The organism is Stenotrophomonas sp. GZD-301 (assembly GCF_049310345.1).
GTDB lineage: Bacteria > Pseudomonadota > Gammaproteobacteria > Xanthomonadales > Xanthomonadaceae > Stenotrophomonas.
Genome location: NZ_JBMOWY010000075.1, coordinates 24,547 through 39,797, shown reverse-complemented (window position 1 = coordinate 39,797; position 15,251 = coordinate 24,547). Strand labels below are relative to the sequence as shown.

General features: G+C 68.7%; 12 protein-coding genes. 7 read left to right on the top strand and 5 right to left on the bottom strand.

Going from position 1 to position 15,251, the window contains the following annotated elements:
* Positions 1–47: 47 nt before the first annotated feature.
* Positions 48–800, top strand: a complete 753-nt coding sequence (locus ACO6VK_RS18850; RefSeq protein ID WP_422509815.1) for a putative peptide maturation dehydrogenase — start codon at positions 48–50, stop codon at positions 798–800.
* Here the strand turns inward: ACO6VK_RS18850 and ACO6VK_RS18845 are convergent.
* Genes ACO6VK_RS18845 through ACO6VK_RS18835 form a run of 3 tightly spaced genes read right to left on the bottom strand, consistent with a single transcriptional unit; the run spans position 797 to position 5,625 of the window.
* Positions 797–2,782, bottom strand: a complete 1,986-nt coding sequence (locus ACO6VK_RS18845) for an acetyl/propionyl/methylcrotonyl-CoA carboxylase subunit alpha (protein ID WP_422509813.1) — start codon at positions 2,780–2,782, stop codon at positions 797–799. The two genes, ACO6VK_RS18850 and ACO6VK_RS18845, sit on opposite strands and share 4 nt — an antisense overlap.
* Positions 2,783–2,837: 55 nt before the next feature.
* Positions 2,838–4,448 (bottom strand): carboxyl transferase domain-containing protein, encoded by a 1,611-nt coding sequence (locus tag ACO6VK_RS18840; protein ID WP_422509811.1) that lies wholly within the window; start codon positions 4,446–4,448, stop codon positions 2,838–2,840.
* A 13-nt stretch (positions 4,449–4,461) separates the two neighbouring features.
* Positions 4,462–5,625 (bottom strand): isovaleryl-CoA dehydrogenase, encoded by a 1,164-nt coding sequence (locus ACO6VK_RS18835; RefSeq protein WP_411849509.1) that lies wholly within the window; start codon positions 5,623–5,625, stop codon positions 4,462–4,464.
* Between the two features lie 95 nt (positions 5,626–5,720).
* Between ACO6VK_RS18835 and ACO6VK_RS18830 the strand changes: the two genes are divergently transcribed.
* The 3 genes from ACO6VK_RS18830 to ACO6VK_RS18820 all read left to right on the top strand — a co-directional run bounded on the left by ACO6VK_RS18830 (position 5,721) and on the right by ACO6VK_RS18820 (position 8,572).
* Positions 5,721–6,326: a TetR/AcrR family transcriptional regulator gene (locus tag ACO6VK_RS18830; RefSeq protein WP_422509808.1), complete on the top strand. Its 606-nt coding sequence runs from the start codon at positions 5,721–5,723 to the stop codon at positions 6,324–6,326.
* Between the two features lie 114 nt (positions 6,327–6,440).
* Complete coding sequence (locus ACO6VK_RS18825; protein ID WP_422509806.1) at positions 6,441–6,959, top strand: c-type cytochrome; 519 nt, start codon at positions 6,441–6,443, stop codon at positions 6,957–6,959.
* 173 nt (positions 6,960–7,132) lie between these two features.
* Positions 7,133–8,572: an ExeM/NucH family extracellular endonuclease gene (locus tag ACO6VK_RS18820; RefSeq protein ID WP_422509804.1), complete on the top strand. Its 1,440-nt coding sequence runs from the start codon at positions 7,133–7,135 to the stop codon at positions 8,570–8,572.
* 49 nt (positions 8,573–8,621) lie between these two features.
* Here the strand turns inward: ACO6VK_RS18820 and ACO6VK_RS18815 are convergent, their stop codons facing one another.
* Positions 8,622–9,494 (bottom strand): EamA family transporter, encoded by an 873-nt coding sequence (locus tag ACO6VK_RS18815; RefSeq protein ID WP_422509802.1) that lies wholly within the window; start codon positions 9,492–9,494, stop codon positions 8,622–8,624.
* Between the two features lie 55 nt (positions 9,495–9,549).
* On the opposite strand from ACO6VK_RS18815, the gene ACO6VK_RS18810 reads away from it, so the two are divergent.
* Both ACO6VK_RS18810 and zapE read left to right on the top strand, forming a co-directional pair.
* Entirely contained in the window at positions 9,550–10,224 is a 675-nt protein-coding gene (locus tag ACO6VK_RS18810; protein WP_422509800.1) for an alpha/beta hydrolase, read from the top strand.
* The gene (zapE, locus tag ACO6VK_RS18805; RefSeq protein WP_422509798.1) at positions 10,221–11,321 is read left to right on the top strand and encodes a cell division protein ZapE; all 1,101 of its coding nucleotides are present in this window, start codon (positions 10,221–10,223) and stop codon (positions 11,319–11,321) included. The genes ACO6VK_RS18810 and zapE overlap by 4 nt, the downstream gene beginning before the upstream one ends.
* 40 nt (positions 11,322–11,361) lie before the next feature.
* On the opposite strand, the gene ACO6VK_RS18800 is transcribed toward zapE, so the two are convergent.
* On the bottom strand, positions 11,362–12,186 hold the full coding sequence (locus ACO6VK_RS18800; RefSeq protein ID WP_422509796.1) for a DUF2884 family protein: 825 nt from the start codon (positions 12,184–12,186) through the stop codon (positions 11,362–11,364).
* 639 nt (positions 12,187–12,825) lie between these two features.
* Between ACO6VK_RS18800 and ACO6VK_RS18795 the strand changes: the two genes are divergently transcribed.
* On the top strand, positions 12,826–15,210 hold the full coding sequence (locus ACO6VK_RS18795; protein WP_422509794.1) for a ribonucleoside-diphosphate reductase subunit alpha: 2,385 nt from the start codon (positions 12,826–12,828) through the stop codon (positions 15,208–15,210).
* The last annotated feature ends 41 nt before the right edge of the window (positions 15,211–15,251 follow it).

Sequence of the window (15,251 nt, the reverse complement as noted above, 5' to 3'; positions counted from 1 at the left end):
CCCCCCCCCCGTCGTAGGAGGCGGCAGGTAGGCAGACCGTTGGCGGCGTGCCCCCCCTTTCCCCCCCCCCCCCCCCCCCCCCCCCACCGCGCGAGGGCGTTACCACGCTGCTTCCGCACCCGGAGGAAGACGCCTTCGACGCGCTGCTGCAGTCGCGTGCGACCTGCCGCAACTTCGATACCGCCCAGGCACTGCCGCTGCAGGAACTCGCCCGCCTGCTCAAGCGGGTCTTCGCGGCAACCGGCTGCTATGAGCTCCAGGCCGACAGCACCTTCTTCAAGAAGACCGTGCCGTCAGCCGGTGGACTGCATCCCACCGAGGCCTATCTGCTGGTGCAGAACGTCGCCGGGCTGGCGACCGGCCTGTATCACTACGATCCGGCGGCGCACGCCTTGACGCGGTTGCCTGGCGATGACGCCCGCCTGCACGAGGTGGCGCTGTCGGCGCTGGCCGGCCAGCACTGGTTCGCCGATGCGCACGTGCTGGTGGTGCTGGCACCGCGCTACCCGCGTACCTACTGGAAGTACCGCAACCACGCCAAGGCGTACCGTGCCGTGACGCTGGATGTGGGGCACCTGTCGCAGCAGCTGCTGCTGTGCGCGACCCAGCAGAAGCTGGGTGCGTTCGTCACTGCGGCCATCAATGAGCATGAGATCGAGCGCCTGCTCGGACTTGAGCCGATGGCCGAAGGCCCGATGGCGATCTGTGGCGTTGGCTGGCGGGCAGCACAGATGGCCACAACCGAGTTCGATCCCGGCCAGCGCGTCTGGGAAAAGACGCCTGGCACGGACGCGGATTAGTCCGCCTCGAAGTCCACCAGCACGGCGCCATCGCCGACCTGGTCGCCGGCCTTGACCCGGTAGCCCTGCACGATGCCATCGGCCGGGGCCTGCAGGGTGTGTTCCATCTTCATTGCTTCGAGCACCAGCAGCGGCGCGCCGCGCGCGACCCGGGTGCCCGGTGCCACCGAGGTGGCGACGATGCGGCCCGGCATCGGCGCAAGCAGGCTGCCGGCATCGGCAACCGCCTGGTCGGCCTCGCTGACCGGATCATGCACGGTGAAGCGCTGCACGCCGTCGCGGCCGAACAGGTACAGCTCGCCGCCGTCGCGCACCAGGCGGGCGCGATGCAGCTGCGCACCGATCTGCACGCGCAGGCCATCGGCCTCCAGGCCGCCGTGCACGGGTACGGCGGCACCGTCATCGAGCTGCACCGACCAGGCGGTGTGCTGGCCGGTCACGCCGACCACGCGCTGGGTGCCGCGATGTTCCAGCGTCAGCCGGCGTGCGGCGGGTGCACCGAGGCGCCAGCCATCCTGGGCCTGCCACGGCGAATGGCGGTCGCGCGGGTCCACGCTGGCCGCGTCGCTGCTGGCCACCGCGGCGATGCCGGCCAGTGCCCACAGGGCCGGATCGCTGTCGCCCTCGTTGGGCGCCAGCGCGGCCTGCTCGCGTTCGATCAGCGCGGTATCCAGCCTGGCCTCAGCGAAGGAACCGGTCATCACCAGCCGACGCAGGAACGCCGCGTTGGTGGTCACCCCGACCACCTCGCACTCGGCCAGCGCCTGCTGCATGCGGCGCAGCGCGGCATCGCGGTCCACGTCCCACACGATCAGCTTGGCGATCATCGGGTCGTAGAACGGGGTGATCGCATCGCCCTGTTCAACGCCGGCGTCCACGCGCACGTGCGCGCTGCCGGCCGGCAGGCGCAGGTGGCGCAGCGTACCGGTGGAGGGCAGGAAACCGCGGTCGGCATCCTCGGCGTACAGGCGTGCTTCCAGCGCATGGCCGCGGATCTGCAGCTGGTCCTGGCGCAGCGGCAGCGGTTCGCCGCTGGCCACGCGCAGCTGCCACTCCACCAGGTCGGTGCCGGTGATGCACTCGGTGACCGGATGCTCCACCTGCAGGCGGGTGTTCATTTCCATGAAGTAGAAATCGCCGTCCGGGCCGGCAATGAATTCCACCGTGCCGGCGCCGACGTAGTTCACCGCACGCGCGGCATCCACGGCCGCCTGGCCCATCGCGGCGCGGCGTTCGGCGGTCATGCCCGGGGCGGGTGCTTCTTCCAGCACCTTCTGGTGGCGGCGCTGCACCGAGCAGTCGCGCTCGAACAGGTACACCACGTTGCCGTGGCTGTCGCCGAACACCTGGATCTCGATGTGGCGCGGGCGCTCGACGTATTTCTCCACCAGCACGTGCGCGTTGCCGAACGCCGACTGCGCCTCGCGCTGGCAGCTGGCCAGCGATTCAACGAAGGCGGCGCTGTCGTCGACGCGGCGCATGCCCTTGCCGCCACCGCCGGCGCTGGCCTTGATCAGCACCGGATAACCGATGCCGTCGGCCTGCCCGCGCAGGAAGTCCGGGGCCTGGTCGTTACCGTGGTAGCCCGGGGTGAGCGGCACGCCGGCCTGCTGCATCAACGCCTTGGCCGCGCTCTTGTCGCCCATCGCGCGGATCGCCGCGGCGGAGGGGCCGATGAACACGATGCCGGCCTCGGCACAGGCTTGGGCGAAGTCGGCGTTCTCGGAGAGGAAGCCGTAACCGGGATGGATCGCCTGCGCGCCGGTGCGGCGCGCGGCGTCGAGGATGGCATCGCCGCGCAGGTAGCTCTCACGCGCCGGTGCCGGGCCGATGGCGATGGCCTCGTCGGCCAGGCGCACATGGCGCGCATTGCGGTCGGCGTCGGAATACACCGCCACGGTGGCAATGCCCAGGCGTTGGCAGGTGGCGATGACGCGGCAGGCGATTTCGCCTCGGTTGGCGATCAGGATCTTGGTGAACATGGTGGTCTCGTTGCGCGGGCCAGTGGCGGCGGTGCCCTGCGGCACCGCCCGTGCATTACATGCGGAACACGCCGAAATCGGTCTTCCGCGCCGGGGCGTTGAGGCTGGCCGACAGCGCCAGGCCCAGCACGCGCCGGGTGTCGGCCGGGTCGATCACGCCGTCGTCCCACAACCGTGCGCTGGCGTAGTAGGGATGCCCCTGCTGCTCGAACTGCTCGCGGATGGGCGACTTGAAGCTGTCTTCCTCGTCCGCCGACCACTGCCCGCCCTTGGCCTCGATGCCATCGCGCTTGACCGTGGCCAGCACGCTGGCAGCCTGTTCGCCACCCATCACGCCGATGCGCGCGTTCGGCCACATCCACAGGAAGTTGGGCGAGTAGGCGCGCCCGCACATGCCGTAGTTGCCGGCACCGAACGAGCCGCCGATCACCACGGTGAACTTGGGCACCTTGGCGCAGGCCACGGCCATCACCAGCTTGGCCCCGTCCTTGGCAATGCCGCCGTGTTCGTACTTGCGGCCGACCATGAAGCCGGTGATGTTCTGCAGGAACACCAGCGGAATGCCGCGCTGGGTGCACAGTTCGATGAAGTGCGCGCCCTTCAGCGCGGACTCGGAGAACAGGATGCCGTTGTTGGCGATGATGCCCACCGGGTAGCCGTGCAGGTGCGCGAAGCCGGTGACCAGCGTGGCGCCATAGCGCGGCTTGAATTCATCGAAGCGCGAATCGTCGACGATGCGCATGATCACTTCGCGCACGTCGTACGGCTTGCGGGTGTCGGCCGGGATCACGCCATACAGCTCGCTCTCCGGGTAGCGCGGTGCCACCGGCGCCTGCACTGCCAGCGCCGGCTCGGGCTTGCGCCAGTTGAGCTGGGCGATGATCGCGCGGACCCGGGCCAGGGCCTGCAGGTCGTTGTCGGCCATGTGGTCGGCCACGCCGGAGATGCGCGTGTGCACGTCGGCACCGCCCAGCTCCTCGGCCGTGACCACTTCGCCCGTTGCCGCCTTCACCAGCGGCGGGCCGCCGAGGAAGATGGTGCCCTGCTCGCGCACGATCACCGTTTCATCGCTCATCGCCGGCACGTAGGCGCCACCGGCGGTGCACGAGCCCATCACGCAGGCAATCTGCGGAATGCCCTGCGCCGACAGGTTGGCCTGGTTGTAGAAGATGCGGCCGAAATGATCGCGGTCCGGGAACACCTCGTCCTGGAGCGGCAGGAACGCGCCGCCCGAATCGACCAGATAGATGCAAGGCAGGCGGTTCTGTTCGGCCACTTCCTGCGCGCGCAGGTGTTTCTTGACCGTCATCGGGTAGTAGGTGCCGCCCTTGACGGTGGCATCGTTGGCCACGATCACGCACTCCACGCCGGACACGCGGCCGATGCCGGCGACCACGCCCGCGCTCGGGATCGGGTCGCCGTACATGCCGTGCGCGGCCAGCGGCGCGATCTCCAGGAACGCGCTGCCCGGATCGAGCAGGGCATCGATGCGGTCGCGCACCAGCAGCTTGCCGCGCGCGGTGTGCTTCTGCCGTGCCGCCTCGCTGCCGCCCAGCGCGGTCTGCGCCAGGGTGGCGCGCAGGTCGTCCACCACCGCCTGCAGCGCAGCGCGGTTGGCTTCAAAGGTCTCGCTGCCCGGTTGCAGCTGGGTGCTCAGTACCGTCATGGCGTGTCTTTCCTTACAGCGTGCGCTGGAACAGTTCGCGGCCGATCAGCATGCGGCGGATCTCGGAGGTGCCGGCGCCGATTTCATACAGCTTGGCATCGCGCCACAGGCGCCCGGTCGGGTACTCGTTGATGTAGCCGTTGCCGCCCAGGATCTGGATGGCCTGGCCGGTCAGCCAGGTGGCCTTCTCGGCCGAGTAGAGGATCGCACCGGCCGCGTCCTGGCGCGTGGTGCGGCCCTGGTCGCAGGCGCGTGCCACCGCGTACACGTAGGCACGGCAGGCGTTGAGGCCCACATACATGTCGGCCAGCTTGGCCTGGATCAGCTGGAAGGTGCCGATCGCCTCGCCGAACTGCTTGCGCTCGTGCACGTACGGCATCACCACGTCCATCGCGGCGGCCATCAGGCCCAGCGGGCCGCCGGACAGCACCACGCGCTCGAAGTCCAGGCCGGACATCAGCACTTTGACGCCACCGCCGACCGCGCCCAGCACATTGGCCTCGGGCACTTCGCAGTCCTCGAACACCAGTTCGCAGGTGTTGGAGCCGCGCATGCCGAGCTTGTCCAGCTTCTGCGCGGTGGAGAAGCCCTTCATGCCCTTCTCGACCAGGAACGCGGTGATGCCCTTGGCGCCGGCGGCCAGGTCGGTCTTGGCATAGACCACCAGCACGTCGGCATCGGGGCCGTTGGTGATCCACATCTTGTTGCCGTTGAGCACGTAATGGTCGCCGCGCTTGTCGGCGCGCAGCTTCATCGACACCACGTCCGACCCCGCACCCGGCTCGCTCATCGCCAGCGCGCCGACCTTCTCGCCGCTGCACAGGCCGGGCAGGAAGCGCTGCTTCTGTTCTTCGGTGCCGTTCTTGCGCAGCTGGTTCACGCACAGGTTGGAGTGCGCGCCGTAGGACAGGGCGATGCCGCCGGAGGCGCGCGAGATCTCTTCCATCGCCACCACGTGGGCCAGGTAGCCCATGCCGCTGCCGCCGTATTCTTCCTCCACGGTGAGGCCGAGCAGGCCCTGTTCGCCGAACTTGCGCCACAGCGCGTTGGGGAACAGGTTCTCTTCATCGGCCTTGGCCGCCAGCGGGGCGACCTCGGCGGAGGCAAAATGGGCCACGCTCTGGCGCAGCAGGTCGATCTCTTCGCCAAGATCGAAGTTCATGGTGGGGACGTGCATGAGGGCGGCTCCGAGACGGCTGGGTATGGGCGCAGCGTAGCCCGCTTCGATTAAGAAGTGAATACAAATTCAAAAATTGAACATAGAATCAGAAAATGGCCTACAAACGCTCCGCCCTGATGGAAGAACGCCTCGCCGGGGCCCGTGAACGGATCCTGCTGGCAACCCGTGCGCTGGTGGCGGCCGGCGGCTACCGCAATGCCCCGGTGACTGCCGTGGCGGCCGAGGCCGGGGTCTCCACCGGCCTGATCTACCGCCACTTCCCGTCCAAGGCCGAGCTGTTCGTCGAGGTCCTGACCGCGGCGGTGGCGCACGAGCTGCGCATCTTCGAGGCGATTGCCGCCGAGCCGTTGCCGGCGCCCGAGCGCCTGCGCCGTGCCATCACCGCCTTCGTGCGCCGCGCGCTGGCCGGCCCCGGCCTGGCGCATGCCTTCATCGCCGAACCGGTGGACCCGGAGGTGGACGCCGAGCGCATCCGCTGCCGCCGGCTGTTCGGCGATGTGTTCCGCCGCATCATTGCCGATGGCATCGCGGACGGCAGCTTCCCCGCGCAGGACACCGCCGTGGCCGCCGCCTGCATCGTCGGGGCGTTCACCGAAGCGCTGGTCGGTCCGACCGCACCCAGCCGCGATGCGCAGGGCGACGAGAATGCGCTGGTCGCCTCGATCTGCGATTTCTGCCTGCGTGCCGCCGGCGGCTGAGTCGCGCCGATGCTGCAATGCGACACCCGGGGGCGGCTTGCAGAGCGCCGCCGACGCTGGTCATACTCGGCCGACAAGCCGTGGTCCAACGACTACCAGCCAGGGGTATAGAGAGTGCGGAATTACGACCTCGAGTTCCTGAAACGTTTTTCAATGGTCATCGCGCTGCTGATGGCCATCACGCTCGGCCTGATTCTCTTTGCAGCGTACCTGCACACCAGCATTCCCCCTGAAATCTCGCCCCAGGCGGTGAAGCGCACCGAACAGCGCATCGCCCCGGCCGGCGCCGTCTATGCCGGCAGCACCGGTGCGGCGGCACAGGCAGCGGCCAAGGCCGCCGCGCTGGCCAAGGCGGCCTCGCAGGTCGCCTACGGCGGCACCACCGACGGCAAGGTGATCTTCGACAACCTCTGCACCGCCTGCCACACCAACGGCGTGGGCAACGCCCCCACCCTGGACCACGGTCATTGGGATGCGCGCATCGCCCAGGGCAAGGACACCCTCTACAAGCATGCCGTGGAGGGCTACACCGGTCCGGATGGGGGCATCATGCCGCCCAAGGGCGGCAACCCGGCCCTGACCGAAGAGCAGCTCCCCGCCACTTTGGACTGGATGCTGACCAACCCAAAGTAGTGCCGGCCGCTGGCCGGCAAGGTAGTGCCGGCCTCTGGCCGGCAACCACCCCCAACCAACGATAGGCGTACCGCGCCCGGGTGCTTTGCCCGAGCCGGCGATACGCCGCGCGGCGCTGGACGGGTCACATTTCAGCGGTAGTCTGTGCACCCCTTTTGTGGAGAAGCCTGTCGATGCGCCGTCGTTCCCTCGCCCTTGCCCTGTCGCTGGCGCTGCCGGCGTCCGCGTTCGCCCAGGCCCAGCCGCAGGTCCAGCCGGCCCCGCCGGCCCCGACCGCCAGTGCCACGGTGACCCTGACCGCCGCGCCCGCCGACTGGCACGCCCTGGACGGCCAGCAGGTGCGCATCGCCGCCCCGCTGACCCTGGCCGGTACCGATGGGCTGGCGCGTTTCGGTGAACTCACCGTGGCCTTCGGCGGCCGCCTGTGGCAACCCAGCGAAGTGGCTGCCCCGCGCAGCCCGGCGCACGACAAGGTGGTGGCCGACAACCGTCACCGCCGCCTGCTGCTCGATGACGGCAGCAGCGCGCGCGACCCGGGCCCGGTGGCCTACCTGCCGGCCGGCGCCAACCTGCGCACCGGCATGGTCCTTCGCAACGTGGAAGGCACCGTGCGGGTGGACGACAAGGGCATCCCGCGCCTGCAGGTCACCCGCCCGCTGACGCTGCCGGCGCTCGAGCGCCCGGCCGCCCCGGTGGTCGCCGGCAAGCTGCACATCGCCGCCTTCAACCTGGAGAACTTCTTCAACGGCGACGGCCAGGGCGGTGGCTATCCGACCCTGCGCGGCGCCCGCACGCCGGCCGAACACCTGGCGCAGAAGACCAAGCTCGTCGCCACCATCAACGCGCTCGGCGCCGACGTCGCCGCGCTCATGGAACTGGAAAACGACGGCTACGGCCCGCAGTCGGCGATCGCCCAGCTGGTCGATGCGCTCAATGCGGACCGTGGCGCCGGCGCCGACTGGCGCTTCATCGATGCCGCCAAGGGACCGGGCGAGAACCCGATCCGGGTCGGCATCATCTACCGCGCTTCGCGGGTCACCCCGGTTGGCGCGCCGGCCACGCTGGAGCAGGGCCCGTTCGGGCCGCACAGCCGGGTGCCGATGGCGCAGGCCTTCCGTGCCGGCAAGGGCGCGCCGTTCGTGGTGGTGGCCAACCACTTCAAGTCCAAGGGCTGTTCGGAAGCCAGCGGCGCCGACGCCGACCAGAAGGACGACCAGGCCTGCTGGAATGCGACCCGGGTGGAATCGGCCCGGCTGCTCGACCAGTGGCTGCGCACCGACCCGACCGGTGCCGGCACCGCCGACGCGGTGCTGCTGGGCGACTTCAATGCGTACGCGATGGAAGACCCGATCCGCACCCTGCACGACGCCGGCTGGCGCGACGCCTTTGCCGAGGCCAAGGTCGCGCACCCCTACAGCTATGTCTACAACGGCATGAGCGGCCGGCTGGACCACGCGCTGTTGAGCCCGGGCATGGTCAAGCGCCTGCGCGGCGCCGCCGAATGGCACATCAACGCCGACGAAGCCGATGACGTCGGCTACCGCGACCGCAACGAACCCGGCCCGTGGCGCAGCTCCGACCACGACCCGCTGCTGCTCGGCTTCGACCGGTAATCCGCACCCGGGACGCAGGGGGGTGCCGACCGTTGGCCGGCACCCTGTCTCACACCGACCATGTCCCCCAGGCGATCAGCCCGATCGCCACCACCGCCAGCGCCAGGCCGACGCGGTTCCACACGCTGGTGCGTTCGCCGAACGCCAGGATGCCGACCAGCGCGCCCAGTACCACCACGCCGATGTTCATGCCGGCGAACACCACCGCCGGACTGTCCGGCAGGTGCTGGTGGGCGCGCACGTAGAACAGGATGTTGCCGAAGTTGAGCAGGCCCAGCAGCGCCCCGGCACCCAGGTTGCGCCAGTGCAGCGGTGCGGTGCCGCTGACATGGCGCCACAGCTGCAGCCCCAGCATCAGCACGAAGGCCAGCCCGAAGCTGGTGGTCAGCGCCGCCATCGACGGCGTCCCCGACAGCGCCACCTGCTTGAGCAGGATGTCCACCAGCGCATAGCCCACCCAGACCCCGAGCAGCCACGGCCAGACGCGCCCGCCGCTGGCCTCGGCGGCCAGCGCGCGCGGGCGCACGCTGATGCCCAGGATCGCCAGCAGGCCCAGTCCCAGCCCGGCCAGCTTCCAGCCGTTGGCGGTTTCCCCGAATACCAGGAACGCCGCCAGCAGCGACAACAGCAGCGACAGGCGCTGGGCCACGTCGCTGCGCACGATGCCGGCACGGGTCACCGCGCGCGCCATCACCAGGAAAATCGCCGGCAGGGCGATCGCCAACCCGAGCAGCGCCAGCCACGGCGCATGCGTCGAGCGCAGCGACACCAGCGAGGGGTTCAACAGCAGCAGGCTGAGCACGCTGGCGACCAGATAGTTCCAGGTCACCACCTGCGGCATGTCGAGCTGCCGGCGCGGCGCCAGCTTCAGCAGGACCGAGACCAGCACGCTGCAGAGGACACTGAAAACCAGATAGTGCATGACGGGCCTGGCAGGAGCGGCGGTGAAGCACGCGGAGGGACGCTATTATGACGCCATGCACAATCCCCCATTTCCCCAAGAAAGCGCGGCGCTGACGCTGGACGGCCCGGTCGGTCCGCTGGATGTCGTGGTCGATCTGCCGGACGCCGATGTCGTGGTGCAGCCGGTGGTGGCGATCGTCTGCCACCCGCTGTCCACCGAGGGTGGCAGCATGCACAACAAGGTGGTCACGATGGCCGCGCGCGCACTGCGCGACCTCGGCATCGCCACGGTGCGCTTCAATTTCCGCAGCGTCGGCCAGTCCGCCGGCGAGTTCGACCACGGCAATGGCGAGCAGGACGATCTCAAGGCCGTCGCCGCCTGGGTGCGCGCGCAGCAACCGCAGGCCACGTTGTGGCTGGCCGGTTTCAGCTTCGGTGCGTTCGTGTCGCTGCGTGCGGCGGGCGACCTGCAGCCGGCCGCACTGGTGTCCATCGCCCCGCCGGCCGGCCGCTGGGATTTCGAGGGCGTGCAGCCGCCGCCGCAGTGGCTGGTGATCCAGGGCGACGAAGATGAAATCGTCGACCCGCAGGCCGTCTACACCTGGCTGGAGGTCATCGGTGCCCCGCATGAGCTGGTGCGCATGCCCGACACCAGCCACTTCTTCCACCGCAAGCTGATCGACCTGCGCGGGGCCATCACCCACGGCGTCAAGCACTGGCTGCCCAACGTGGACGCCGGTACGGCATGAGCGACACCGCGATGACCCCGACCCAGCGCTACGCCGACGGCGTGGCCCGCGGCGAATGGCAGGACGACCCGGCCCAGCATGCGGCCCTGGCCGAGCTGGACCGCATCCATATCGCCCTGGTGGACAGCGCGCAGGACGGCTGGCTGGACCGGCTGTCGGCATTCTGGAAGAAGCCCGATCCGGTCAAGGGCCTGTACTTCTGGGGCGGCGTGGGGCGGGGCAAGACCTTCCTGGTGGACCTGTTCTACGACGGCCTGCCGATCGAACAGAAGTACCGCACCCATTTCCATCGCTTCATGCGCGGCATCCACGAGCGTCTGCGCGAGCACCAGGGCCAGAGCGACCCGCTGGCGAAGATCGCCCAGGAATGGCGCAGCAGGCTGCGTGTGCTGGTGCTGGACGAATTTTTCGTCACCGACATCGGCGATGCGATGCTGCTGGCGCGCCTGCTCGAACGCCTGTTCGCCGAGGGCGTGACCCTGGTGACCACCTCCAACACCGCGGTGGAGAACCTGTACCTCAACGGCCTGCAGCGTGACAGCTTCATGCCGGCCATCGGGCTGCTGCAGACCTATTGCGTGGAGCTGTACGCCGAAGGCACCGAGGACTACCGCATGCGCGCGCTGACCCGCTCGCCGGTGTACCAGTCCCCGATCGATGCCGGCAGCGATGCGTGGCTGGCCGGCCGCTGGGCCGAGCTCAGCGGCGGTGCGACGGCCAAGCCGGGCAACATCGAAATCGAAGCGCGCAAGATCCCGGTGCGCGGGCGTGGCAAGAGCATCGTCTGGTTCGACTTCAAGGCGCTGTGCGAAGGCCCGCGCGGGCCGTCGGACTACATCGAGATCGCGCACGAGTTCAACACCGTGCTGCTCGGCGACATCCCGCACTTCGACACGCTGAACGAAGATGCCGCGCGCCGCTTCGTCAACCTGATCGACGAGCTGTACGACCGCCACGTCAATCTGGTCTGCACCGCCACCGATTCCCCGGTGGCGCTGTACTCGGGCGTGCGCCTGCAGGGCGCGTTCGAGCGCACCGCCTCGCGCCTGATCGAAATGCAGAGCGCCGAGTACCTCGGCACCCCGCACCGCGCGTAGGGCCAGCCCCCGCCCTGCCGGGCGGGGCGGCACGCCGCCGTCAGGGACGGGGCAGGGCCACCGCGTCGCCGCGCGGCTGCTCCCGCGCCACCACCGGGGCATCGTCCTGGTCGCGGTCAATCACCATCATCGCCAGCGGCTTGCCCTGGTAGCGCACCTCCAGCGCGCGCTGGATCTCATCCAGCGCCAGCACCTGGGTGCACAGCGACCGGGCGTGGCCCTCCAGCGCCGTCGCGCGGATCTCCATCCTGCGCTCCAGCTCGCCTTCCATTTTGGCCGCGCGGGCCTCCATGCGGCCGGCACCGCCGGTGAACATCGTCCACATCATCCCGCGCGCCAGCGACCCGGCCATCGACTCGGCGGCCTGCTCCACACGCTGCTCGAAGCCCGCGCCGAACGCCTCCTGCTCCCAGATGCCCCGGCCGAGCGTGCGATCCACATGGTCGTGGGCGTCCTGGCGCAGGCGCTCCACCTGGCGGGCCTTGCTGCGGCTGCCGCTCATGATCTCCACCGTGGCGCCGAACGCATCGAAGGCGATGTCCACCGCCTCGCCGGCCACCCCGGCCACCGCCGGCACCAGCTGCCGGGTGCCCCATTCCAGCTGGCGCAGCCGCTGGGCGTCGGCGGCGTTGACCGGGATCGGCTGGCGGTCGATGTTGAGCTCGCCGTCGTGGAAGAAGATCTCCGCCGGCACCTGATCGCGGTTGCGCAGCCAGATCCCGCCGCTGTCCACCAGCACGTCGTAGGGGGTGCTGACCCCGCATTCGCGCGAGGACAGTGCCGACGCATCGGCGGTTTCGTCGGCGTGGGCGGCAGCGGGCACGCCCAGGGCCATCAGCAGACATCCAGTCAGGGCCAGTCTCATGCGTGAGTCTCTGCGGGGGGAGGGGGCCAGCGTGGCACCCCTGCGCCGGCCCGGCGCGGGTCGGAAGTCACCCGGACCCCCGCCCCAGGCCCCCCGGTTTGTTACGCCCGTGTGAGCCCGTCGTTCTGTTTTCCGTGCCCCTGCGTCGCGCCCGGGATGACCGTTCCGGCCTTGACTGCGCACTCGGTTTCGACAGGTCTCCAGGGCGCCGGAGCGGCGTTCAGGAGCGGAACCTTGCGCCGTAAGGGATTGCCACCTTTCACTACATTTGGCGTTGACGATCCCTATTACCCCCACTATCTTGTGGCCGTCGGTTCCAGCGACCCCAAGTCGCCGGATCAAAAGGGAAGCGCGGTGATCGAGCCAGCACGCAGCCGGTACCGCTCTCCGCGGAGGCCGGCAACGCAGCCGTCATCACGTACCTGCCGACTACCGCACGAAGTACAGCGTGCGGTGCCGGTCGCGCCACATCTCCGGGGGGAGATGACCGGTGACGCAGGGGAACCGCCCGCAGCCTGACTGTGTGGTCGCGGCCCGTGCGACGCCGCTGTTCCACCCTCGGATACCGAGCGCACTGGTCCGGCGCCTGCCCGGCAGGCGTCCCTGTGCCACCCCAAATCACGCCAAGAGGAAATCGCCGTGAGCACCGAAACCAGCGCAGCCACCGAACAGGACAGCCAGTTCCTGCTGACCTCGCCGCCCACGGCCAACGCCATGAGCGTCACCAAGCGCAACGGCACTACCGAACTGGTGGACCTGAACAAGATCGTGCGCGCGGTGCAGCGGTCCGCCGAAGGTCTGCACGCTGTCGACCCGATGCGCGTGGCCACCCGCACCATCTCCGGCCTGTACAACGGCGCCACCACCCAGGAGCTGGACGAACTGTCGATCCGCACCTCGGCGCTGCTGATCGGTGAAGAACCCGAGTACGGCCGCCTCGCGGCGCGCCTGCTGGCCAATTTCATCGCCAAGGAAGTGTCCGGCCAGGAGATCTATGCATTCTCCCAGTCGGTCGGCCGTGGCCATGAAGTGGGCCTGATCAACGACCGCCTGCTGAACTTCGTGCAGACCAACGCGCGCAAGCTCAACGATGCGATCGACATCTCGCTGGACCTGAACTTCGATTACTTCGGCCTGCGTACCCTGTACGACCGCTACCTGCTGCGCCATCCGCACACCCGCAAGGTGATCGAGACCCCGCAGCAGTTCTTCCTGCGCATCGCCAGCGCGCTGAGCGAGGATGTGCCGGAAGCCCTGGCGCTGTACAAGCGCATGGGCAACCTGGACTACCTGCCGTCCAGCCCGACCCTGTTCAACTCCGGCACCACCCACGAGCAGCTGTCCTCGTGCTTCCTGCTGGATTCGCCGCAGGATTCGCTGGAGTCGATCTACTCCAAGTACGGCGACATCGCCCAGCTGTCCAAGTTCTCCGGCGGCATCGGCGTCAGCTACACCCGCGTGCGTTCGCGCGGTTCGCTGATCAAGTCGACCAACGGTCATTCCAACGGCATCGTGCCGTGGCTCAAGACGATGGATTCGTCGGTCGCTGCGGTGAACCAGGGCGGCAAGCGCAAGGGCGCGGCCTGTGTGTACCTGGAAACCTGGCACGCCGACATCGAGGACTTCCTCGAGCTGCGCGACAACACCGGTGACGAATCGCGCCGTGCGCACAACCTGAATCTGGCCAACTGGATCCCGGACCTGTTCATGAAGCGCGTCGAAGCCGACCAGGAATGGTCGCTGTTCGATCCGCGCGTGGTGCCCGAGTTCACCGACCTGTTCGGTGAAGCCTTCGAGCAGGCCTACCTGCAGGCCGAAGCCCAGGGCAAGGCCAACCGCACCATTTCCGCGCGCAAGCTGTACTCGCGGATGATGCGTACCCTGGCCGAGACCGGCAACGGCTGGATGACCTTCAAGGACAAGTGCAATCGCGCCAGCAACCAGACCCTGCGCGCCGGCAACGTCATCCACCTGTCCAACCTGTGCACCGAAATCCTGGAAATCACCTCGGCTGAAGAGACCGCGGTGTGCAACCTGGGCTCGATCAACCTGGGCAACCATTTCGATGCCCACGGCGAGTTCGACTACGAGAAGCTGGCCGACACCGTGCGCCTGGCCATCCGCCAGCTCGACCGCGTGATCGACCTGAACTTCTACCCGATCGAATCGGCGCGCCGCGGCAACCTGCGCTGGCGTCCGGTGGGCCTGGGCTGCATGGGCCTGCAGGACGTGTTCTTCCGCAAGCGCCTGGCCTTCGACAGTGCCGAAGCCCGCGCGCTGTCCAAGAAGATCGCCGAAACCATCTACTTCCACGCGCTGGAAACCTCGGTCGAACTGGCCCAGGAACGCGGCAAGCACCCGTCCTTCGCCGACACCCGCGCGGCCAGCGGCGAGCTGCAGTTCGACGCCTGGAACGTGGTGCCCGACGATGCGGCCCGCTGGGACGCCCTGCGTGAGCGCATCAAGGAACACGGCCTGCGCAACTCGCTGATGATCGCCATTGCCCCGACCGCCACCATCGCCTCGATCGCCGGCTGCTACGAGTGCGTCGAGCCGCAGGTGTCCAACCTGTTCAAGCGCGAGACCCTGTCCGGCGACTTCCTGCAGGTCAACCGTTACCTGGTCAACGAGCTGAAGAAGCTGGGTCACTGGACGCCGGAAATGCGCGATGCGATCAAGCTGGCCGAAGGGTCGATCCAGGGCATTCCGCAGATCCCGGAAACCCTGCGCCACGTCTACCGCACCGCCTGGGAACTGCCGATGCGCTCGCTGATCGACATGGCCGCCGAGCGCGGTGCCTTCATCGACCAGTCCGCCTCGCTCAACCTGTTCATGGAAAGCCCGAACATCGGCGCGATGTCCTCCATGTACATGTACGCCTGGAAGCAGGGCATCAAGACCACGTACTACCTGCGTTCGCGTCCGGCCACCAAGATCGCCAAGACCACCGTCAGCAGCTACACCCCGGTCGAAGCCGTGGCCTGCTCGCTGGAGAACCCGGAAAGCTGCGAGGCGTGCCAGTAACAAAGGCATGCCGGCCCAACCGGGCCGGCGTTCCACCAACA